Raw genomic sequence first — 21,360 nt, forward strand, 5'->3', positions numbered from 1 at the left:
TGATCTTCCGTTGGTTCGAATCCCTGGTCGACGCTTTCAAGGGGCCGGTCGACAGCATGCCGCCCAAATCCGTGGGGCGGTTCTATGTGTTCTACCTGCGCCAGGTCTGGCTGGTTTTTGCCGCTGCCCTCGCGGTGGGTTTTGGCGTGGCGCTGGTCGAGGTATCGCTATTCGGCTTTATCGGCCGCATTGTCGACTTAGCCAAGGGCGAACCCGGCAAAGTCTTCTTCCAGGCACACGGCCACGAATTGCTGTGGATGGGTTTCGTGGTGCTGGTGCTGCGCCCGCTCTTCATCGGCACGCACGACCTGCTGGTGAACCAGTCGGTGGTACCCAACCTCACCAATCGCATCCGCTGGCAGAACCATCGCTACGTCATCCGCCAGAGCTTGGGCTTCTTCCAGAACGACTACGCTGGCCGCATTGCCAACCGTATCATGCAAACCGGCGCATCGCTGCGCGAATCGGCCGTGCAGATTGTTGATGCCATCTGGTACGTGGCGATCTACACCGGCAGCGCCATCGTGATGTTTGCGCAGGCCGACGTGTGGCTGGCGGCGCCGCTGGTAGCGTGGCTATTCGCTTACGTCGGCACTCTGTGCTATTTCATACCGCGCACGCGTGAGCGTTCTTGGCATGCATCCGAAGCGCGCTCGAAATTGATGGGCCGCATCGTGGATGGCTACAGCAATATGCTGACGCTCAAGCTGTTCGCGCACACTCAGCGCGAAGAAGCCTACGTGGCCGAGGCGATGGAAGAGCAGACGCAAAAACTGCGCGACATGACCCGCCTCACCACTGGGATGGACGCCGTCATCACCACGCTCAATGGCTTCCTGATCGTCGGCACGTCCGCATTGGCCGTGTGGCTGTGGAGCGAGGGCAGGGTGACCTTGGGCGCGATTGCGCTTTGTACCGGCCTGGTGATCCGTATCAACAACATGTCCGGCTGGATCATGTGGGTGGTCAATGGCATCTTCGAAAATGTCGGCACCGTGCAGGATGGCATTACCACCATCTCCCAGCCACGCACCGTGCAGGATCGCGAAGGCGCGATGCCACTGGAAGTGGTTGCCGGCGAAGTGCGCTTCGAAGACATCCATTTTCATTACGGTAAGCAGGGCGGCGTGATTGCCGGCTTGGACATGCTGGTGCGACCCGGCGAAAAAATCGGCCTGGTCGGCCCTTCCGGCGCGGGCAAATCCACGCTGGTGAACGTGATGCTGCGCCTTTACGACCTGGAAGGCGGGCATATCCGCATCGACGGTATTGATATTTCGCAAGTCACCCAGGAAAGCCTGCGCTCGCAAATCGGTGTAGTAACGCAAGACACTTCGCTGCTGCACCGCTCCGTACGCGACAATTTGCTTTACGGCCGCCCCGATGCAAGTGAATTGCAATTGCTGGAAGCCATGCGCAAGGCGCACGCCGACGAATTCATCCCCAACCTGATTGATGGCGAAGGGCGCCGTGGCCTAGATGCACATGTCGGCGAACGCGGCGTGAAGCTATCCGGTGGCCAGCGCCAGCGTATCGCCATCGCGCGCGTACTGTTGAAAGACGCACCGATCCTGGTGCTCGACGAAGCCACTTCCGCCCTGGATTCCGAAGTGGAAGCGGCCATCCAGGAAAGCCTTGAGCTGCTGATGGAGGGCAAGACGGTGGTCGCCATCGCGCATCGCCTGTCCACCATTGCGCGCATGGACCGATTGGTGGTGATGGACAAGGGGCAGGTGGTGGAGACCGGTACGCATGCGAAATTGATTACGCATGGTGGGCTGTATGCGCGATTGTGGCAGCGACAGACAGGTGGATTTGTGGCTGCTGACGATGCGCTAGTTTGAGTTCGATGACAGCCTCATGTAAGTGAGGCCGGCGGCCCTGGCTTGCGCATTACGGGGCTATCTGTACTGCACCCACATCAAGAACAATCATGCAGAACTTTCAGGTGGGCTTCACACTAACATTTTGAGTGCGTTGGTGTGTTCGCCCAAGCTGTCGGGAAGCATTGCGTGCTTCCCTGAGCCGCCTGGCATGGGCGGCCAGCAAATCGCCGCGCGTCACGATACCCACCATGCGATGAGGCGCATCTTTGCTCACCACGATCAGGCGACCCACTTCGTATTCCACCATGTGATCGGCGGCTTCCCGTAACGTATGCTCTTCCCGCACCACCAGCGGTGCACGCTGGGTTAGTGATTGCATCGTAGCGTTTTCGGGCCATGCATTTTCATGAACCTGGCGACGTGTCACCACGCCCAGAAGCTGGCCATGCCGATCGACGACAGGAAAGCCCTGGTGTTTGGTGGGCGAGCCGTCTGAATTAAGCCATGCGCGAACTTCCTCGATGGTTTGTTCTGCATGCAGGCTCACCACGTTGCGGCTGCAGGCATCGCGTACATAAATCTGATCTAGATAATCCGCCGCATAGTCAGACGGCACGCGCACGCCACGCCGTACGATCTTTTCGGTCATGATGGTGTTACGCATCAGCAAGCCGGAAACCAGGTATGCCGCCGCGCACGCACCCAACAGCGGCAGCAAGCCATGCGGTTGCTGGGTGGTCTCGAAAGCAAATACCACCGAGGTAAGAAAGGCGCGGGACGCTCCGGCGAAAATGGCTGCCATGCAAATCAGGGACGCCATGCGCGGATCGATCTGCAACCAAGGTGCGGCATGTGCCAAGGCCAGTCCAAGTACGCCACCCATGGCGCCGCCGATGGTAAACAAAGGCGCCAGCGTGCCACCCGAAGTGCCGCTACCCAGTGCGATTAGCCAGGAGACCAGTTTCAGCAGGCACAGCGCGAGCATGGTGCCCAAACCGAATTGGCCGGCAAGTACCGCCGCGATATTGGTATAGCCCACACCCAGCGTCAGTGGCATGACATAGCCCACGATGCCTACCACGATGCCACCCAATGCCGGCCACCACATCCAGTGAACGGGCAATTTTTCGAAGCTGTCTTCGATGGCATAGACCAGCTTGGTGATGCCTACGCTGATCACGCCGATGAGCAGTCCAAGCACGATGTAAGTGGCGAGTGCCGGCAGGGTAGGGATGGCTACATCTGGCATGGGAAACATCGGTTGGTTTCCTTCCAGCACATAATGGACACCGGTGCTGACCGTGGCGGCCAGCGCTACCGGAATCAGCGAACGCGCGCGGCGTTCGAACAGCAACAGCTCAATGGCTAGCAATACGGCGGATATCGGTGCTGAAAATACCGCGGCCATGCCGGCGGCGGCGCCGGCGGCCAGCAGTGTTTTGCGCTCGTCTGCGGTGATGTGCATAAGTTGTGCGATCAGCGAGCCCAACGCACCGCCAGTAGCAATGATAGGGCCCTCCGCGCCGAATGGGCCGCCAGTGCCAATAGCAATGGCGGATGAAACCGGCTTCAGCCAGGTGATGCGCGGTGGAATGCGGCTTTCGTTGAGCAGCACCTGTTCCATCGCTTCGGGAATGCCGTGGCCGCGAATCGCGCGCGAACCCCAGCGTGCCATCACGCCCACGATGATGCCGCCCAGGGCCGGTATCGCGATCACCCACATACCGCGGTGACTGTCGGCGGGGCTGATGAAGTCGTAGCTCCAGCGGCCGTAAAACGCCAGGTTGGTGATCAAGCCGATCAGCGCTGTCAGCAGTCGGGCGACGATTGCCGCTGCAACGCCCAGCAACATGGCGACGCATCCCGTCCAGAGTACCCGGCGATCCAGTGGACGGAACTGGCGCGGCATGTGCGCGGCAGCAAGGGTAGGGTCCAGCGAGGGGGCAAGAGGGAGCGACGCGCGCGTGTGCTGCTCAGTGTTTTCGTTATGCACTGCAAGGATTCCCAGAAAGTGGCGCAAGGTTACTGGGATGAGGGCACGCTAGCTGGCTGGAAAATAAATGACCAAATCGAAGATTTTTGCGAGCATGGATAGATCCTTGACTCTAGACCTGGATCAAAGGTCTAGACTTTGGGCATGAACACCTAACCGCCCTCCCTGATGACAATGGTGTTGAAATGCGGTCCATTATGATTGAATCGCTGTGTAAGCAAGGTCGTTACGTTGCTATGGCTGGTGACGGTATCAACGACTAGTCCCGGTTGGATTCGCGCAGCGTAAACCGAGGGGACGCGCCACGACGATACGGTGAGCGTAATATGCTTGTGGTAGCCGCCACATCTGGCGGCTACCTAGTGATGATGTCGGCCCGGAGGCTAGTGTCATGTCACGCAAAGGGTGGGTCGTGTGGAGCGTTGCCTTGCTTGCGGCATTGACATGGACACCGCCGGCTGTCGAGGCGCCAGTCGCGCCTTCCGGCGCGGCTTTTGTCGCACGCATCGAAGTGATTGGCCCGATCGGTCCTGCTGCAGCGGAATACGTACACGGTGCGATCCAGCACGCTACGGATGACGGTGCCAAGGCCATCGTGCTGCAGCTCGATACGCCGGGCGGGTTGACCGAATCCATGCGTGGCATGGTGGCGGATATCCTCGCAGCAAGGGTGCCGGTGATTGGGTATGTGGCGCCGGCCGGTGCGCGTGCTGCCTCGGCGGGCACGTACATTCTTTATGCTTGCCCACTCGCGGCGATGGCGCCGGCTACGCACCTGGGCGCTGCAACACCGGTCGATCTGGGCGGCGGCACACCGATGCCGTCACCCTTGGACAATGGCTTGCCGACGTCGAGCAAATCGACGCACATGGCTGCGCCGGATAACAAGGCGGGCAGTGATGCCGAGGACAACAAAGTACTCAACGACGCTGTCGCGATGATCCGTTCGCTGGCGCAGATGCACGGGCGCAATATGGTGTGGGCCGAACAGGCAGTACGTGGTGCTGCTACGCTCACCGCGAGCGAAGCGGCTGCGCAGCACGTCATCGATTTTGTCGCCGCCGATCCGTCATCCTTGTTAGCCCAGTCCGATGGACGCACGGTGCGGTTGGGCGAACAGTCCATGACCCTAGCAGTGCGCGATTTGCCGATACGTGACTACCCGCCGAACTGGCGTGCGCGCTTTCTGGGCATCATTACCAATCCGACGATTGCCTATGTGCTGTTGTTGGCGGGTGTCTATGGGCTGATTCTCGAAGCGTTTCATCCCGGCAGTTTCTTTCCCGGCGTGACCGGCGGCATCTGCCTGCTGATCGGCTTGTATGCCTTGCAGTTGTTGCCCGTGAGTTACGCCGGTCTCACTTTGATGGCGCTGGGGGTGGCGCTGTTGGTCGCGGAAGCATTCATTCCCACTGCGGGTGTGCTGGGTGTGGGTGGCGTGATTGCCTTCGTGCTGGGTTCGATCATGCTGTTCCGCACCGATGTACCGGGCTATACGGTGAATCTGGGGGTAATCCTAGGCATCGGTTGCTCCGCTATCATCCTGCTTGCCCTGCTGTTGCGACTGGTGATGCGTGCACGTCATGCACGCCGTTTCAACGACGATGAGCAGATGCTGCAGAACACGGGCGAATTGCTGCAGGCCATCGCAGCGGGCGGCCAGGGTTGGGCACGCATCGGTGGTGAACGCTGGCGTGTGCAAAGCGAGGCGGCGCTTCCCGCTGGTGCGTCTGTGCGTGTGGTCAGCCGTCATGGCCTGTTGCTGTGGGTGACGGTTGCGCAGGCCGGCGAAGGAGAATCCTCATGATCGGTTTTGCGGGCGTTATCGTCATTGTCGTGATTGCGCTGCTGTTTTCGTCAATCAAGGTGTTGCCGGAATACCAGCGCGGCGTGGTGTTGACGCTAGGGCGTTATACCCATACCAAAGGACCAGGGCTGGTGATTCTGATACCGGTGGTGCAGCGCATGACACGGGTGGATTTGCGCGTGACGGTGATGGATGTACCGCCGCAGGATGTGATCTCTCGTGACAACGTATCGGTGCGTGTCAACGCCGTGGTGTATTTTCGCGTGATGGAGCCGGACAAATCGGTGTTGAAAGTGGCGGATTTCTTCCAGGCCACCAGCCAGCTCTCGCAGACGCGCCTGCGCTCGGTGCTCGGCCAGCACGAACTGGATGAAATATTGTCCCAGCGCGATTCGATCAATCACAGCCTGCAGCAGATCCTGGACGAGGCCACCGATCCGTGGGGCATCAAGATCACCAATGTCGAGATCAAGGACGTCGACCTCAACGAAACCATGGTGCGCGCCATTGCCCGCCAGGCAGAGGCCGAGCGCGAACGCCGCGCCAAGGTGATCCACGCCGATGGCGAGTTGCAGGCGTCGGAAAAACTGCGCGACGCAGCCGCCATGCTGGCGCAGCAACCGCAGGCTTTGCAGTTGCGCTATCTGCAGACGCTGTCAAGCATGTCTAGCAGCGGGCAGTCCAGTACGATTGTGTTTCCGTTGCCGCTGGATCTGCTTAAGCCGCTGATGGATGTTGCCGGAAGGAATGATGGAAAGGCACAGGGGCAGGCAGCGGCCGGTTCGATTACTGACGGCTAGGCGTAGCGTGCCACCACACCAAGGCGGACAGGAACGAGAGAGCGGCAGCCGTCTGCAGCGCGGTGCGCATGCCGACCTCGAAAGGGTGAAGTGTAGCGATCAACGTACCGAAAATTGCCACGCCTAATGCAGCGCCCGTTTGCCGGGCCGAGTTGAGCACGCCTGCTGCAATACCTGCTCGGCTTTTTTCGACGGTTCCCATCAACGCGGCGGTTGCCGCCGGGGTGATGAGCCCCCCACCTAGTCCGATCGCAAGCATGGGTAGCCCTACGAGCCAGTAGGGTGATGCAGGTGTCGATGGCACCATTCCCAGAAATCCAATCACCAAGCAGCCGAGGCCGACGAGCACGGGCCAGCGCGGCCCACGAGCTTTTGCCCAACGGCCGGAGACCATATTGCCGCCTGTCACCACGGCCGTCAGAGGCAGAAAGGCCAGTCCGGTGCGAAGTGGCGAGTATTCCCGTACCTGTTGGAAATAGAGGCTGAAAACGAAGATCAGGCCAAAGAAGGTCAATGTCGTTGCCATTGCAACGATGGTGGAGCCAGCGAAAACACCGTTCCTGAAAAAAGAGAGGGGCAACATAGGTTGTGCCCGTCGCGCCTCGATCGTCAGAAAGGCAAGCCAAGCCACTATACAGATAGCTATCCCGATCAGAACAGCCGGCGAATCCCAGCCAAGCGCGGGACCTTCGATAAGCACCGCGACCAATGTGCCGAGTGCGAGGATCGCAGTAATCTGGCCCGATAGATCGAGGTGGTGCGTGTGGTTGGCTTTTTCATCATCGCGAGGGATGCGCGAGGTCATCCAGATGCCAAGTGCTCCGATCGGGATATTTGCCAGGAAGATGCTGCGCCACCCGAACAGGTCGATTAGGAAGCCGCCGACGAGAGGGCCAGCTGCCAAGGCCGCACCGCCACAACCGGCCCACACACCGATCGCGTGTGTCCGCTCGCCGGGATCGGGGTAGGCATGGTTGAGCAAGGTTAGCGAGCACGGCACCAGCATGGCCGCGCCGACTCCCTGCAAGACCCGAGCGACCGTGAGAATAGCCAGGCTCGGCGCGATACCGCAGAGGGCGGATGCAAGCGTGAATACCGCGAGACCAGCCAGATAGACATTTCGTGCGCCCCACCTGTCCCCGAGCGTGCCGCCTGACAAAAGCAGGCTGGCGAAGGCCAGCGTATAGGCGTTCACCACCCACTGAAGACCGGCAATGTCGGTGGAGAGCCCATGGGCGATGCGTTCCAGGGCGACGTTGACGATCGACGTGTCGAGAATGACGACGATGTAGCTGATGCTGGTGGCGGCCAGTACGCGGCGTGCGAGTGTTTTCATGTCAGGTATGGCAGCAGGGATGCAGGAAGACATGACCCATCATACGAGACCTATACTGACAACGTTATGTCAGTATCATCGGGACCACGAGCGGAAAGCCATGCGTCGCAGCGATCGGATATTCGAGATCATCCAGTTTCTTCGGAACGCATCGCGGCCGCCGACAGCTGCTGGCATTGCGGAGGCGTTGGAGGTCACAACGCGCGCACCACATCATGCACGTGTCGCACCCGACGACTCTTGCCAGTGTTTGTACAGCGCCGGAATATTCGTTGTACAGAGCGAGTCCATGCACTCCTGAATTGCCTGAAGTGGCCAGTCCCACCACTTCATTTCGAGCAGCATGACAATCTCTGCTTGGGGAAAGCGCGTTCGAATGGGTTTTGCCGGATTCCCTCCAACAATCGTATAGGGTTCGACATCTTTCGTGACAACAGCGCGGCTGCCGATTACCGCGCCATGTCCGATATGAATGCCCGGCATGATCATGGCTTCTGCGCCAATCCACACATCGCTGCCGACAACCGTGTCACCCGCATACTGGAATGCGTCGCATGCCTCGGAAAATGCCGCTTCTTCCTTCATATAGAAAAAAGGAAATGTGCTGACCCAGTCGTTACGATGTCCCTGATTTCCCGCCATCATAAACGTCGCACCACTTCCGATTGAGCAGAAGCTGCCAATAATGAGCTTGTCGACATCGCTGCGATCCGGCATCAAATAGCGCGCGCACTCGTCAAACGAGTGTCCGTGGTAGTAGCCAGAATAGTAGCTGTAACGGCCCACGATAATGTTCGGGTTGGCTACCTGCTCTGAAAGCAGCTTTCCCTTGAACGGACTGGCAAAGAAATTCGTCATCTTCATTTCCTGTTGTTGCGGCAAGCTTCTAGCTACCAGATTGAGGCGTTTAGGATTGCAGGCGATACGAATCCAATGCAGCAACATCATCCGACACGATCTGTTTCAGGTTACGCGTAATGGATTCAATCGGCCAGTTTCACCACGCGATAGGCTCTTCTCACGTTGTAGTTGATGGCGAAGTCCGTGCTGATAAGGGGGCGTGGTTCAACGCAAGGATTGTGCTACGGGCTTGTTGCCCGTATGTTGCGCGGGCTTGAACCTGGAGCCCCGCGTGAAACCGAGAACCCTCGCCGATTGGCTGGATTATCAGCAACGCATCCACGTGCTGAGCGTCGATCTGGGCCTGGACCGGGTGCGTACGGTGTGGCAACGCATGGGGGCGCCCGCTTTGGCCCGTCGCGTCGTTACCGTCGGCGGCACCAATGGCAAGGGTTCGACGGTTGCCTTTCTCGAGGCGATGTTGACGGCGGCAGGGCAGCGGGCGGGTTGCTACACTTCGCCGCACCTTATTCGCTACAACGAGCGCATCCGCATTGCCGGCGCGGATGCCGACGACGCGGCGCTGATCGAAAGCTTCGAGCGCATTGAACTCGTCCGCGGCGAGATTTTCCTGACCTATTTCGAATTCGGCACGCTGGCCGCATTCGATCTGTTCGCGCGTGCCAATCTCGATGTCGCGGTGCTGGAAGTGGGGTTGGGCGGTCGCCTGGATGTGGTCAACTTGATCGATGCCGATGCGGTGATCATCACCACGGTCGATCTGGATCATGTGGAATGGCTGGGGCCGGATCGCGACAGTATCGGCCGCGAGAAAGCCGGTATTGCCCGGCGTGATCGGCCGGCTATCATCGGCGAACTCGATCCACCCCATGGCCTGCTGGAGGCCCTGTCCTTATGCGGCGCTCATGTCGAACGGGCAGGGCGTGAGTTCTGGGTCCAACGGTCCGTGCACCGCTGGCAATGGCGGCATCAGGATGGCACCTCGCTCAGCTTGCCCGATCCCGAATTGGCCGCGCCGGTGCAATATGCCAACGCCGCGTCAGCCATCGCGGCCCTGCATGCACTGCATATATTTGATCCAACCGAACTGGAGCGCATCGCTGCGGCCGGTATGCATCAGCCGCGAGCGCCGGCACGGCTGCAATCTCTGGGTGGCGATCCGGTGCTGATCGTCGATGTGGGGCACAACCCACAGGCGGCACGCGCGCTGGCCGATTGGCTGGATGCCACGCAGGGTGGGCGCGTGCACGCCGTTTACGGTGCGCTTTCCGATAAAGATGTGGGGGGCGTGATGGCGGCACTGGGGTCGCGCATCACACACTGGCATCTGGCTGGGCTGGAGCGAGATACGCCGCGTGGCTTGCCAGCGTCGGTGCTGGCAGGTGTGTTGCATCAGGTATTGCCGCGTGCGGCTTACGATATCCATCGCGATGTGCGCCATGCGCTTGCCGCTGCCCGTGCAGGGGCGTGGCATGGCGAGCGCATTCTGGCCTTCGGGTCGTTTTTCGTTGCCGCAGCGGTATTGCAGGAAACGACTGGATAAATCGCCCTGTCGGGCGACGGGGACAGGTATAATCGCTGCCGTCACGCACAAGCTGGTTGTCTGGAGTAAATCTTGAACACACGCCTGTTAGGAGCTGCCATCCTCGTCGCTCTGGCCATTTTGTTCGTGCCTATGATGTTTTCCAGCAAGCCGCCGTCGACCAGCACCAACGCGGATCAAACAGTAAGCCTGGCCATTCCTGCAGCGCCGGACCGCGACCTGCAAACCAAGACGATGAACTTGAACGGCCAGCCGGCTGCGGCAGACGGTGTCGCTCCAGCCACCACGGCCGCGCCAAACGCCAGCGGTATGTCGACGGTTAACATTCACTCCCAGCCTGCCGTCAGCGCTACGGCGCCGATGATTGCACCGCCGCCTGCCCAGCAGGTGGCGGCGCAACCTTCCCAGCCGGTTATTCCCGCCATCCAGCCCAAAACCGTGGTCGCCCGTCCGGTGATCGCACCGCCGCCGGCAGCAACGCCGGTGGTTCCTGCACTGCCGCCCGCCACGGACGCACGCGGCATCTATAGCGTCAACCTCAGCGCCTACGCCCCGGACGGTGCCAACCGTCTGATGCAGCGTGTACGCAGCATGGGCTATCCGGTTCGCAGCGAACCGATCCAGCGCGCTGGCAAAACGTTGACCCTGGTCAGCGCCGGCCCGTTCGAGACCCGTGCCGCGGCGGAAGCCGCCCGGCTGAAGATCGCACAGACCGTGCCTGGCGTGCCCGCCCGTCTGGAGAGCGGAGCCACTACGCCCAAGGGTGACGTACCCGCGACGGTGGCCGCAGTAGGCCCTGCACGCACAGGCGCCTGGGCGGTCCAGGTCGCCGCCATGGGCACCCAGGCCGATGCCATCGCGCTGCGCGACAAGCTGCGCACGAACGGTTTCGACGGTTTCGTGGACTCGGTCAATGCCGGTGGCAAGCAACTCTGGCGCGTGCGCGCCGGTCCGCAGACGCAGCGTAGCGATGCGATCAGTTTGAGGGATCAGATCAAGGCCAAGCTCGGGCTCGACGGCAACATCGTCAGCGCGAACTGAATAACGCAACGAAAGCTCGCATTATGAACGCGGTAGACCTAGTCATCATAGTGGTATTGGCGCTGTCAGTCCTTGTAGGACTTTTCAGCGGCCTTGTATCCGAAGTGCTGTCATTGCTGACCTGGATAGGCGCCTATGTGGTGGCGAGAATATACGGCCCGGAGATCGCCACACAACTCGGACATACTATTCAGATGCCGATGCTCAGAGTGGCCGTCGGATACGGCGTCTGTTTTGTCGCGGTGCTGATTGTGGGTGCCCTGGTGCGGTTCATGGTGCGCCAGGTGGTGTTCGGCACAGGCCTGGACAGCATCGATCGCCTGCTAGGGATGGTGTTCGGTTTTGGGCGCGGCGTATTGCTGGTGGCGCTATGCGTGTTTCTGGTTGACCTGACGTCGTTTGCACGCGAGCCGGCGTGGCGACAGTCGGCGCTGGTGCCGCAGTTCGACGGCTTGGTGGCATGGCTGCGGCAGGAGTTGCCATCGAACATGCTGGATCGTTTGCGGCCACACAACCTGCATATGCCGAACATGCAGAACATGCAAAGCTTCCAGAACCTGAAAAACGTGTTGCCGGCCGGATCGCCGCCGCAGACACCCAATCATCCTGCTGCAGCTTCGAGCGCGGCGGTCTATGTGCATTAAGGCAACGCTGAATAAGTATCGGGTAGCAACACCATGTGCGGAATCATCGGTATTGTCGGTACCACTGAAGTGGCATCGGCGCTTTATGACGGCCTCACTGTCCTGCAGCATCGCGGGCAGGACTCAGCGGGCATCGCCACCGTGGACGGTGCACGACTGCGTCTGCACAAGGACAACGGCCTGGTCCGTGACGTGTTCAACCAAGCTTCAATGAGCCGTCTGCGCGGCCGCATCGGCATGGGTCATTGTCGCTATCCCACGGCAGGCTCGGAAGGCTCTTCCGAGTCCCAGCCGTTCTACGTGAACTCGCCGTACGGCATCGCCTTCGCGCACAACGGCAATCTGGTGAACACCGAAACCTTGCGCCGTGAAATGTTCGAAGACGATCGCCGCCACATCAACACCGACTCGGATTCCGAGGTGCTGCTCAACGTGCTCGCGCACGAGCTACAAATCCAAGATCGCATGGCTCTCACGCCCGATCATATCTTCAAAGCCGTGGCGGGCGTGCACGCCCGCGCCCGCGGTGGCTATGCCTGCCTTGCGCTGCTGCTGGGTTACGGCCTGCTGGCCTTCCGCGATCCGAACGGCATCCGTCCGCTGGTGTTGGGCGAACGCGTCACGCCGGAAGGCCGCGAATATGCGGTGACTTCCGAATCGGTGGCGCTGGATATCCTGGGCTTTAAGCGCCTGCGTGACGTGGCGCCGGGCGAGGCCGTATTCATTACCGACAACGGTCAGTTGCACACCCGCATGTGCGCGGACGGTGCCGTGCACGCACCATGCATTTTCGAATACGTGTACCTGGCGCGTCCCGATTCGATGATCGAGAACGTGTCGGTGTACAAGGCACGTCTGCGCATGGGCCAGAAGCTGGCCGAAAAGATTCTGCGCGAACGCCCCGATCATGGCATCGAGGCGGTGATTCCCATTCCCGACACCGCACGCACCGCAGCCAGTGCGCTGGCCGAGGCACTGGGCGTGCCATTCCGCGAAGGTTTCGTCAAGAACCGTTATATCGGCCGCACCTTCATCATGCCGGGGCAGGGCGAGCGTGTGAAATCGGTGCGTCGCAAGCTCAATCCGGTGGAGCTGGAATTCCGCAAGAAGAACGTGCTGCTGGTGGACGACTCCATCGTGCGTGGCACCACTTCGCGCCAGATCATCCAAATGGCGCGCGATGCGGGTGCCAAGAACGTGTTCTTTGCTTCCGCTGCTCCGCCGGTGCGCTACCCGAATGTCTACGGCATCGATATGCCGTCCGCTTCCGAACTGGTCGCCGCCGGCCACACCCATCACGAAGTGGAGCAGATGCTCGGCGCTGACTGGCTGATCTACCAGGATCTGCAAGATCTGATCTGGGCAGTACAGGATGGCAACGAAAACCTCAAGCACTTCGACACCTCGTGCTTCTCCGGCGAATACATCACCGGCCTGGACCAGCATTACCTGCAGCAGATCGAAATGCTGCGCTCCGACGATGCGAAAGCTGCACGTCGCAGCGCATAACGCGCTTTTCCCTCTCCCCCTTGGGGAGAGGGCAGGGTGAGGGGCAGCTCTAGCGACAAACCTTCATGACCGATCTCCACGCTGCCGCCAAACGGTGCCTTGCCGCCAACAACCCCGCCGAAAAACGACGCCTGACCCACGCCACTTGGGCCGCGTTGCAAGCGGGCGAACTGCATCCCGATTCGGCATCTCCGGCGCCCGAACCCATCGGCGCTCCCGGTCGTCCCGAACGTCTCCGACTCGTACCGCAACGCCAGGTTCCCCATCGCGGCCTTGGCACAACAGAAGGACGCGCCGCGCTCGTGCATGCCGTTGCGCACATCGAATTCAATGCCATCAACCTCGCCTGGGATGCGGTGTACCGCTTCCGTGGCATGCCCGTCGATTATTACCGGGACTGGGCCAGTTGCGCCAACGACGAAGCCCGCCACTTTGCCTTGCTATCTGAGCGCCTGACCGAACTCGGTCATGCCTATGGCGACTTCGATGCCCACAACGGCCTGTGGGAAATGGCCGAGAAAACGGCGCATCACGACACCGCGCGCATGGCGCTCGTGCCGCGCGTTCTGGAGGCACGCGGATTGGACGTCACGCCAGGCATAATCGAGCGCCTACGCGCTATCGGTGATTAGCGCACCATCGCGATACTAGAAGTGATCCTGCGCGAAGAGGTCGCGCATGTTGCCGCAGGTACGCGCTGGTTCCGCTGGTGCTGCGAGCGCGATGGTATTGATCCGCGCGAAACCTTCCTCGATCTGCTGCGCGATTAACCTGCGCGGTCCGTTCAATCGTCCCGCGCGATTGGAAGCAGGTTTCGACGAAGCCGAGCTCGATCAACTCACCGTGCTGGCGTTGGCTTCATAGCCAAGGTTGGGTTACAAGCCAATCTACAACGGCTTACGGAATTTGTAGATGAACTTGTCCGTTTTTCCCTTGATCTTCGGATCGAAGATCGCCAGCACGTGATCACCCGCCGGGTTGTGTAACGGTGACATTGGGATAGACCGGCATGCCGGCAAAACCGCGCAGTATCGGTAGTTGCAGGTCGAACTACGCCAGGCTCACGAGTTGGTAACCGCGAAGAATTCGGACTTTCCAACCTCGACGACGGTTTCGTGGGTAGCCCGCCGCAAAGTGGCCGGGGGAAGTGGTATCGCTTCACGCTCGCCGAGTTGGCCACCAAGGCATTCGGCGCCGCTGGTAAAGCGGAAATCAGCCGTGCGCAACGCGCACAGGATGTGCTGATTAATCTGGGCGTCCTACGGCCGACCAAGCAGGTCCGGCGCGCGCGCACCGACGTGGGCGCGGTGCGCAGTGACCCGGGCGTGCGGCACGTCGATTGGGAGCGCGTCGCGCAATTGATGGGCACCTTGGCGCTGTACGAAAACGACCGCACGTGGCGCATCAAGCAAGAGCGCAAGCATGTCGCGGCCATGCGCGGGAACGCGCCACTCGGTCCGCGCGATCCGGCCGAACGCGTTGAATTGACGCCGGAAGAAATCGCGGCCGTAGAAGCCGGCCTCACCGATTCGTCGTAGACGGTTACCGGTCGCGATAGCCGCGACCATTGGCACTTTGAATAGCAATGCTTGCAGGCAGGAAATCCCGTGCCTGCTTTTTGCATGTGCGCTTAAAAAGCAGCCAACGCGGCTGGATGATGGCCCGTTGCGCGGGGTATCGGAGGGATCGACGGTGCATTTGTCCACCGCAGCGGTGCATATATCCACGGCTGCGGTGGATAACAGGGGGATAAGCCTGTGGAGCACGTTACTTATTTGAGAGAGTTATTTCGGGGTGTGTCTCTTCAGCTTTTAGGGATGCTCTGATTTATTCCACGTTTTGGCATGCTACCGCCATCGCCTTAGTTAGCCACGCCATGAAGCAAACCACGTTCGCCTCACTGAGCTACAGCACCAAAAAGCGGCAGACACGCCGAGAGAAGTTTCTGTCGCAGATGGATCAGGTGGTGCCATGGAAAACGCTGGAGAAAGTGATTGAACCGCACTACCCGCGTGAAGGTCGCCGTGGTCGTCCACCGATACCGCTTGGCACGATGCTACGCATTCACTTCCTGCAGCAAGGAACGTGATCCAGAGATGCACCAGACGCGCAAGGGTCAGCAGTGGCATTTTGGCATGAAGGCGCACATTGGCGTGGACATGCAATCGGGTTTGGTGCACACGGTGACGTGCACAGCAGCGAACGAGGCCGACATCAACGAGGCCGGCAAACTGCTGCATGGCAAGGAAGAGATGGCGTTTGCCGATGCGGGTTACACCGGCGTAGAGAAGCGCGAGGACGTGAAGGACAGGGACGTAGAGTGGCAGGTCGCGGCCAAGCGCGGCACGGTGACTGGGTTGCCGGAAGGCAAGCTCAAGAAAGCGACCAAGTGGTTGGAATACCTCAAGGCGGCGATTCGCTCAAAGGTCGAGCACCCTTTCCGTATAGTGAAGCGGCAGTTTGGCTAGGTGAAGGTTCGCTACCGGGGACTAGCGAAGAACACCGCCCAAGTGAAGACACTGTTTGCGCTGTCGAATCTGTGGATGGCGCGACACAAGCTTATGGCGATGACAGGGAAGGTGCGTCCGGTGGTTGGGTAATAAGGGGTAAAGACCCCTGCATGGGGCACTTTTTAGCCCATTCTGTCGAAAATAAGACAATTTTCGTTAAAAATTCACTCATTTGTTTGATAGTGAGTGGATGTTTAGACGTCTGAACACTAATTGTTCAGAGCATCCTTAGCTCTCTTCTTCATAAAAAGGAACGAATAAGGCTGAAGAACTGTTGTCCGAACGCACGATTCTCGACGATGTGTCGTTTGTGGAAGTGGAAGTGGAAGTGGAAGTGTGGCGTGTGCCCTCCTCGATTCTTGGATCGACGCACGAATACAAGTATTCCCTCACTTATGTGGAATGCCGTGTCTGCGTCTTGCGCTTCGACAACGAGCGCGGCAAGGGCGATCACTACCACGACGAGGGACAAGAGACGCCTTACAACTTCACCACGCTGGAAGCCCTGTTCGACGACTTTTGGGCGCTAGTGGATACCAAGAGAGCACCACCATGAACGACCGTACCGTCACCATTTCCGTGTCATCCCGCAGCGCTTCGCGTGCGCGATTCCTCGCTGCCGCCAAGGGCGTGAAGCAAGGGCATTTCATCGTCTTTCGGAAGGCGAGCGAGTTGGCCAAGCTGCTCACAGACAATCGGATCGGCATTCTTGAAGCGATGGCTGGCAAAGGCACGCTGAGCATTCGCGGCGTGGCCGGACTGGTCGAGCGCGACGTCAAAGCTGTTTATACCGATATCCGGGCGCTGGTCGACGCCGGCGTGCTCGATCAGAAGGACGAAGGCGTCGAGTTCCCTTACAGCGCCGTGCATGTCGATTTCACCATTCAGCCGAAGCTGGCCCGCGTCGCGGGCTGAAGGATTGGGCTGTCTATGCCCGTGGGTGCTACGCCACCATCGACGAAGAATTGCGCGACGCGTTCACCAGCCGGCGCACCATGGTGCCTTGGCGTTCCCGCTTGTTGCTGACGGGTGAAAAAGCAAACCACTCAACCCCTTGCACAAGCAATTGCCGGTTTTTGGGTGAATCCCTGCCAACCCTCTATTTCATTCAAGGTCAAACACATAGCTAATGATAGCACTTGATATGCTTTCATAGCATGCGGTATCGTTAGGAAGGTCTATCGCGACGCGCTGCTGGAAGGAAAGGGCGTTGTGGAAATGACCAATTCCATTGCGAAGGCAGAAATTCAGTTGCTTGCCCAAGAGGTGATGAAATGAGTCGCTTCAACGTACCGAAGCCCACGGTAGATCCAGCAAAGTTGGCGGCGTTCGCCGGTGGTGCAGAAACCCGCGAACCCATGACGACTGTGCTGGCGCCGGTGGTGCAGTCGCCGGCACCGGCCGCACCTACCGCCCAAGCTCAAGTCCAGCCTGTCATGGCTGCCGCGCGCGGCAAGGATAAGGGATTGCCGCGGAGCATCTTGATTCGATTGGACGATCAGCCGGAGTTGGCTGAGAAGTTACAGGATGTCTTCCAGCGGTCGACGTATAAGTCGCAGCAGCAGCTGGTGGTGGCGTTGCTTAATGAAGGACTTGATCGTCTGCGTGATGGCTTGAGATAGCCTGTGCTAGCTAATGCTAGTTCTTGATAGCACTAGATATCATGAAATATCACGGGATAGCATTGTGCTCCCGCGCCCCATTGAACAACTTGCCGGACATTGTCCGGCTTGGCCGGCTAAGGATCGTTTGATGGACAGGGCCAGAAGGGCTAAAGTATCACTAGGTATTACCAAGTGATAGGAGAGCAGGCATGGCAACATCGCTCAAGATTGACGATGCGCTGAAAGGCCGCGTCCAACACCTCGCCAGTCAGCGCCGCCGCTCGCCGCACTGGATCATGCTCGAAGCCATCCAGCAATACGTCGAGCGGGAAGAAGCACGCGAGAGCTTTAAGCGGGAAGCCTTGGCTTCCTGGGCGGCCTATCGGGAAACCGGACGGCACCTGACCGGCCAGGAAGTGCGCGCCTGGTTGAACACCTGGGGCACCGAAGACGAAAAGTCGGTGCCTGAGTGCCACGAGTAATCGTTACGGAAGGCGCTGCACTGGGATTGGAGCGATGCCGGCGCTTCCTTGCCGCCAAGGCCCCGGATGCCGCCAAGCGCGCCGGACAGGCGATCGAGCGGCAATTCCTGCTGCTGGAAACGGCCCCCGACATTGGCCGACCGTTCCCTGAAATGCTGGAGCTGCGCGAGCTGGTGATCGCCTTCGGTGATTCCGGCTACGTGGCCTTGTATTGTCACGAACCGGCTGCCGATGCCGTCTATGTCTTGGCATTCCGGCACCAGAAAGAGGCGGGCTACTTCTGACCTTGGTGTCACCTTGATTTAGGTGCAAAAAGTAACGCTTCGCGGCTTTCTGTATCCCTTTGATTATATTGGAAAACGCTGCGCGCCATTTTGACGAATTGCTTTGCAATCAAAGAGTTGCTGTTACCACTTTTTGAGGCCCTCATTCGCGCGAATTGGCGATAGCTCGCGATGATTTTGTTGCAAATAGTGACGCTTCGGCTTTAGCCGCAGGTCGAAATGGCTGGACTGAACGTTGGCAGTCAACGCGAGGAGCGAGCGCGAGGTCGGGCTGATTTCGTGGCCTTCTTCGCAGGACCCGCACGCTTGGTCTTCGTTACTGGCCCTTGGGCTCGGAGAATGGCCGGCAAGTCACCTAACGTGGCCCACTGGCGTTCTAGCGTCTCAACGCGAGCCCGGTAAGCGGCCACGTCCTGCTGCGCCGTGGTCAGACTGGTACGGAGAGTTGCGGGTTCGTGCTGATGCCGCTCCCGCTCGGTGGCGTGTTCCTTCTCCATCGCGGCCAGCCGGGTCCGAAGCCCCTTGCTCTCCTGGCGCGCACGATCCACTTCGGCATGACCATGATCTTCGGTGGCACGCAGTTGCTGGGCCAAGGTTTCGCGTTCGGCCATCGCTGTGGCTTCTTGGGCCTGCACGCGCGCCGACACGGTGGTGAGGTCGGCGTCCAGCCGCCGATTGCGCGTCTCCAGCGCATCCCGTTGCTGGGTCAAATCGACGAGTTGCACCGCCTGCTGCTCGACCAGGCGTTGAATATCAGCCAGACGTGCTGCCATAGCCGTTTCAGCTTGTTGCGCCTGGGCGAGCACCTGCTGTTGGCGCACTTCTGTCTGTTGAAGGGCCTCCCGTTCGCGATCCAGGGCCGCTCGATCGCTGGCCAGTTGTGCGCGTTCGCCAGCGACTTCGGCCTGCACGGTTTCGTGGGCCTGCTGCCAGGCCCGCGCCCACCATTGTCCCGCCAGTGCTGCGATCTCGGCCGGCGCGTCAGGGATCGACGCTATCGCTTGGTGCGCGGTCAAGCGCGCGCCGAACGCTTGCCACCAGGAGTCCAGCAACCGCGTGACCGTGTTCGGCGAGCCGGTGCCGAGATGGGCGCGAATCCGTTCCACAGTGGGCCGCTCGCCGGCGGCGACCAGGGCGTCGGCAGCGGCGTGAACGCGGGCTTCGGTGATGCCTTTGGCCATGACAGGCCAGGGCAAACGCATAAAAACCATTTTACAAACAGCTATGTGAAAGTGATTCTTGATGGACCTGATCAGGAAATCACACGATGCCGAGTTTCATCGATCACTTTTCCCGCATAGAAGATCCACGTATTGAGCGTCACAAGCGGCACGATTTGATGGATATTCTGGTGCTGGTCGTGTGTGCGGTGATCAGTGGTGCCGAAGGGTGGTTGGCGATCCAAGAGTTCGGCTACAACAAGCTTGATTGGCTGCGGCGCTTCGTGCCACTTCGCCACGGCGTGCCATCGCATGATGGCATCGCGTATGTGATGGCACGCCTTTCGCCGACCCAGTTCACACGGTGTTTTTGTGACTGGGTGGCGAGCATCAAGACTGAGCTGGGAGATGAAGTGATCGCGATCGATGGCAAAACCGTGCGTGGCTCGCAGAACCGCCGACATGGGCGCAAACCACTGCACCTTGTCAGCGCGTGGGCGACAAGCAGTCGCCTCGTGCTGGGCCAGGAAGCAACGGATGAGAAATCAAACGAGATCACCGCCATCCCGCGCTTGCTGGAGTTGCTGGAATTGAAGGGCTGCATCGTGATGTTGGACGCCATGGGGTGCCAACGCGACATTGCGGCGCAAATAGTGGAACAGGGTGGCGAGTACGTGATCGGCCTGAAGGGCAATCAAGACAACTTATACGAGGCGGTGCAGGACTTTTTCACTACCGCACACGCGTCGGACTTCCAAGGCGTCACGCATGACTATCGTGAGGAGACCGACAAAGGCCATGGTCGGCTGGAAACGCGGAAGTACTGGATTACGCCGTGTTTGGACACCCTGCCGGCACCGGAGCAGTGGCGCGGGTTGCAGAGTATTGGCATGGTGAAGCGAGAATGCATTCAGGATGGCAAGCAAACCTGCGAGACGCGCTATTTCATTGCGGCGATCGCTCCCGATGCGCAGCGCTTTGCTCATGCCGTGCGGGGGCACTGGGGGATCGAAAATGGGTTGCATTGGTGTTTGGACGTGACCTTTCGTGAGGACGAAAGTCGACTCCGCACGGGTGCTGCTCCGGCCATCATGGCATCCATCCGCCATCTGGTACTGAACTTGTTCCAGCAAGAGCCCAGCAAAGGCAGCATCAAACAAAAACGCTTGAGGGCAGCTTGGAGCGATGAATTCCGCTCCAAAGTGCTCTTGGCATAGGGTTTTTTATGCGTTTGCCCTGCTGCGACAGCTCCTTGGTCGGTTTGCGCGATCGCGCCCTGCTACTGTTCGCGTTCGCCAGCGGCGGGCGCCGGCGCAGTGAAGTGGCTGCTGCTGACATGGCGGATTTACGTCAGGTGGGTGATCGGGCGTTCGTGTACCACTTGGGGCACAGCAAGACCCAGCAGGCCGGGCCGAGTGCCACCTCGACCCCGGACAAGCCCCTCTTGGGTCCGGCGGCCGATGCGCTGGCCGTCTGGCTCGCGGCCGCTCAGCTCACCGAGGGTCCGATTTTCCGTCGGTTGTGGCGGCACCGCGTCGGCGGTGGACTTTCGCCCGCCTCGGTCGCCGCCATTGTGCAACGCCGTGCGGCGATGGCGGGACTGGAGGGAGACTTTGGGGGACACAGCCTACGCTCAGGTTTTGTCACCGAGGGTGCCGCCAGGGCATCGGTTTGCCGGCGCTCATGGCGATGACTGAGCACCGCGCCGTGGGCAGCGTGATCGGATACTTTCAGGCCGGCGGTGTGACTGATAACCCTGCGGCACGCTTGCTCGACGATGGCATCCTAAATCCGTCGCCCGGATCGTCCACGCCACCGGCTCAGAACAACAGCGTGCCGCGACCTTGAGCGCAGCTATGGTCGGTTGCCAGACACAACGAAAGCAAATTAACATCAGGCACTTGGAACGGGGGGGCAGGATGCGTCATTGGATCATTGCACTGGGCATCATGATGCGTAT

General features: G+C 59.9%; 18 protein-coding genes and 3 pseudogenes. 17 read left to right on the forward strand and 4 right to left on the reverse strand.

Annotated features, from left to right (window positions below):
* Positions 1–2: 2 nt before the first annotated feature.
* On the forward strand, positions 3–1,844 hold the full coding sequence (locus EO087_RS03755) for an ABC transporter ATP-binding protein (RefSeq protein WP_164931878.1): 1,842 nt from the start codon (positions 3–5) through the stop codon (positions 1,842–1,844).
* Between the two features lie 100 nt (positions 1,845–1,944).
* Here the strand turns inward: EO087_RS03755 and EO087_RS03760 are convergent, their stop codons facing one another.
* Positions 1,945–3,735, reverse strand: a complete 1,791-nt coding sequence (locus tag EO087_RS03760) for a chloride channel protein (RefSeq protein WP_128899794.1) — start codon at positions 3,733–3,735, stop codon at positions 1,945–1,947.
* Positions 3,736–4,210: 475 nt separating this feature from the next.
* On the opposite strand from EO087_RS03760, the gene EO087_RS03765 reads away from it, so the two are divergent.
* On the forward strand, positions 4,211–5,626 hold the full coding sequence (locus EO087_RS03765; protein WP_128897707.1) for a nodulation protein NfeD: 1,416 nt from the start codon (positions 4,211–4,213) through the stop codon (positions 5,624–5,626).
* Positions 5,623–6,426: a slipin family protein gene (locus tag EO087_RS03770; RefSeq protein ID WP_128897708.1), complete on the forward strand. Its 804-nt coding sequence runs from the start codon at positions 5,623–5,625 to the stop codon at positions 6,424–6,426. The genes EO087_RS03765 and EO087_RS03770 overlap by 4 nt, the downstream gene beginning before the upstream one ends.
* On the opposite strand, the gene EO087_RS03775 is transcribed toward EO087_RS03770, so the two are convergent.
* Both EO087_RS03775 and catB read right to left on the reverse strand, forming a co-directional pair.
* Complete coding sequence (locus EO087_RS03775; protein WP_128897709.1) at positions 6,413–7,762, reverse strand: MFS transporter; 1,350 nt, start codon at positions 7,760–7,762, stop codon at positions 6,413–6,415. The two genes, EO087_RS03770 and EO087_RS03775, sit on opposite strands and share 14 nt — an antisense overlap.
* A gap of 213 nt (positions 7,763–7,975) precedes the next feature.
* Positions 7,976–8,620, reverse strand: coding sequence for a type B chloramphenicol O-acetyltransferase (gene catB, locus EO087_RS03780; RefSeq protein WP_128899795.1), 645 nt, complete (start codon positions 8,618–8,620; stop codon positions 7,976–7,978).
* 274 nt (positions 8,621–8,894) lie between these two features.
* Here catB and folC point away from each other — a divergent pair, with 274 nt between their 5' ends.
* From folC to EO087_RS03840, 12 genes and pseudogenes are all read left to right on the forward strand, one after another.
* Positions 8,895–10,166 carry a bifunctional tetrahydrofolate synthase/dihydrofolate synthase gene (gene folC / locus EO087_RS03785; RefSeq protein ID WP_128897710.1) on the forward strand — a complete coding sequence of 424 codons (1,272 nt, stop codon included), beginning with the start codon at positions 8,895–8,897 and terminating at the stop codon, positions 10,164–10,166.
* A gap of 72 nt (positions 10,167–10,238) precedes the next feature.
* A complete protein-coding gene (locus EO087_RS03790) occupies positions 10,239–11,207 on the forward strand; it encodes an SPOR domain-containing protein (RefSeq protein WP_128897711.1) in 969 nt (322 codons plus the stop codon).
* 23 nt (positions 11,208–11,230) lie between these two features.
* Positions 11,231–11,851, forward strand: a complete 621-nt coding sequence (locus tag EO087_RS03795; RefSeq protein WP_128897712.1) for a CvpA family protein — start codon at positions 11,231–11,233, stop codon at positions 11,849–11,851.
* Between the two features lie 33 nt (positions 11,852–11,884).
* Positions 11,885–13,360 (forward strand): amidophosphoribosyltransferase, encoded by a 1,476-nt coding sequence (purF, locus tag EO087_RS03800; RefSeq protein ID WP_128897713.1) that lies wholly within the window; start codon positions 11,885–11,887, stop codon positions 13,358–13,360.
* A gap of 65 nt (positions 13,361–13,425) precedes the next feature.
* Positions 13,426–14,224 (forward strand): annotated as a pseudogene (locus EO087_RS03805) (ferritin-like domain-containing protein).
* A gap of 251 nt (positions 14,225–14,475) precedes the next feature.
* On the forward strand, positions 14,476–14,898 hold the full coding sequence (locus tag EO087_RS03810) for a hypothetical protein (protein WP_128897714.1): 423 nt from the start codon (positions 14,476–14,478) through the stop codon (positions 14,896–14,898).
* Positions 14,899–15,236: 338 nt separating this feature from the next.
* Positions 15,237–15,960, forward strand: a pseudogene (locus EO087_RS03815) (IS5 family transposase).
* 184 nt (positions 15,961–16,144) lie between these two features.
* On the forward strand, positions 16,145–16,426 hold the full coding sequence (locus EO087_RS03820) for a DUF6516 family protein (protein ID WP_240669123.1): 282 nt from the start codon (positions 16,145–16,147) through the stop codon (positions 16,424–16,426).
* A complete protein-coding gene (locus EO087_RS03825; RefSeq protein ID WP_128897716.1) occupies positions 16,423–16,785 on the forward strand; it encodes a transcriptional regulator in 363 nt (120 codons plus the stop codon). The genes EO087_RS03820 and EO087_RS03825 overlap by 4 nt, the downstream gene beginning before the upstream one ends.
* Before the next feature lie 359 nt (positions 16,786–17,144).
* Positions 17,145–17,492, forward strand: coding sequence for a hypothetical protein (locus EO087_RS03830; RefSeq protein ID WP_128897717.1), 348 nt, complete (start codon positions 17,145–17,147; stop codon positions 17,490–17,492).
* 191 nt (positions 17,493–17,683) lie between these two features.
* Positions 17,684–17,956, forward strand: coding sequence for a CopG family ribbon-helix-helix protein (locus EO087_RS03835; RefSeq protein ID WP_128897718.1), 273 nt, complete (start codon positions 17,684–17,686; stop codon positions 17,954–17,956).
* Between the two features lie 26 nt (positions 17,957–17,982).
* A complete protein-coding gene (locus EO087_RS03840) occupies positions 17,983–18,240 on the forward strand; it encodes a type II toxin-antitoxin system RelE/ParE family toxin (RefSeq protein ID WP_343133211.1) in 258 nt (85 codons plus the stop codon).
* 242 nt (positions 18,241–18,482) lie between these two features.
* On the opposite strand, the gene EO087_RS03845 is transcribed toward EO087_RS03840, so the two are convergent.
* The gene (locus tag EO087_RS03845; RefSeq protein WP_128897720.1) at positions 18,483–19,421 is read right to left on the reverse strand and encodes a DNA-binding protein; all 939 of its coding nucleotides are present in this window, start codon (positions 19,419–19,421) and stop codon (positions 18,483–18,485) included.
* Positions 19,422–19,507: 86 nt separating this feature from the next.
* On the opposite strand from EO087_RS03845, the gene EO087_RS03850 reads away from it, so the two are divergent.
* Entirely contained in the window at positions 19,508–20,617 is a 1,110-nt protein-coding gene (locus tag EO087_RS03850) for an ISAs1 family transposase (protein WP_128897721.1), read from the forward strand.
* Positions 20,618–20,640: 23 nt separating this feature from the next.
* Positions 20,641–21,248 (forward strand): annotated as a pseudogene (locus EO087_RS03855) (site-specific integrase); the annotation flags it as partial.
* Positions 21,249–21,360 lie beyond the last annotated feature (112 nt).

It is taken from the genome of Dyella sp. M7H15-1 (assembly GCF_004114615.1).
Taxonomy (GTDB): domain Bacteria; phylum Pseudomonadota; class Gammaproteobacteria; order Xanthomonadales; family Rhodanobacteraceae; genus Dyella_B.

Excerpts from the sequence above, each read along its gene's own strand:
- EO087_RS03760 (WP_128899794.1), bottom strand. The coding sequence starts at position 3,735 with ATGCCGCGCCAGTTCCGTCCACTGGATCGCCGGGTACTCTGGACGGGA.
- EO087_RS03765 (WP_128897707.1), top strand. The coding sequence starts at position 4,211 with ATGTCACGCAAAGGGTGGGTCGTGTGGAGCGTTGCCTTGCTTGCGGCA.
- EO087_RS03770 (WP_128897708.1), top strand. The coding sequence starts at position 5,623 with ATGATCGGTTTTGCGGGCGTTATCGTCATTGTCGTGATTGCGCTGCTG.
- EO087_RS03775 (WP_128897709.1), bottom strand. The coding sequence starts at position 7,762 with ATGAAAACACTCGCACGCCGCGTACTGGCCGCCACCAGCATCAGCTAC.
- catB (WP_128899795.1), bottom strand. The coding sequence starts at position 8,620 with ATGACGAATTTCTTTGCCAGTCCGTTCAAGGGAAAGCTGCTTTCAGAG.
- EO087_RS03795 (WP_128897712.1), top strand. The coding sequence starts at position 11,231 with ATGAACGCGGTAGACCTAGTCATCATAGTGGTATTGGCGCTGTCAGTC.
- purF (WP_128897713.1), top strand. The coding sequence starts at position 11,885 with ATGTGCGGAATCATCGGTATTGTCGGTACCACTGAAGTGGCATCGGCG.
- EO087_RS03825 (WP_128897716.1), top strand. The coding sequence starts at position 16,423 with ATGAACGACCGTACCGTCACCATTTCCGTGTCATCCCGCAGCGCTTCG.
- EO087_RS03830 (WP_128897717.1), top strand. The coding sequence starts at position 17,145 with ATGAGTCGCTTCAACGTACCGAAGCCCACGGTAGATCCAGCAAAGTTG.
- EO087_RS03835 (WP_128897718.1), top strand. The coding sequence starts at position 17,684 with ATGGCAACATCGCTCAAGATTGACGATGCGCTGAAAGGCCGCGTCCAA.
- EO087_RS03845 (WP_128897720.1), bottom strand. The coding sequence starts at position 19,421 with ATGGCCAAAGGCATCACCGAAGCCCGCGTTCACGCCGCTGCCGACGCC.
- EO087_RS03850 (WP_128897721.1), top strand. The coding sequence starts at position 19,508 with ATGCCGAGTTTCATCGATCACTTTTCCCGCATAGAAGATCCACGTATT.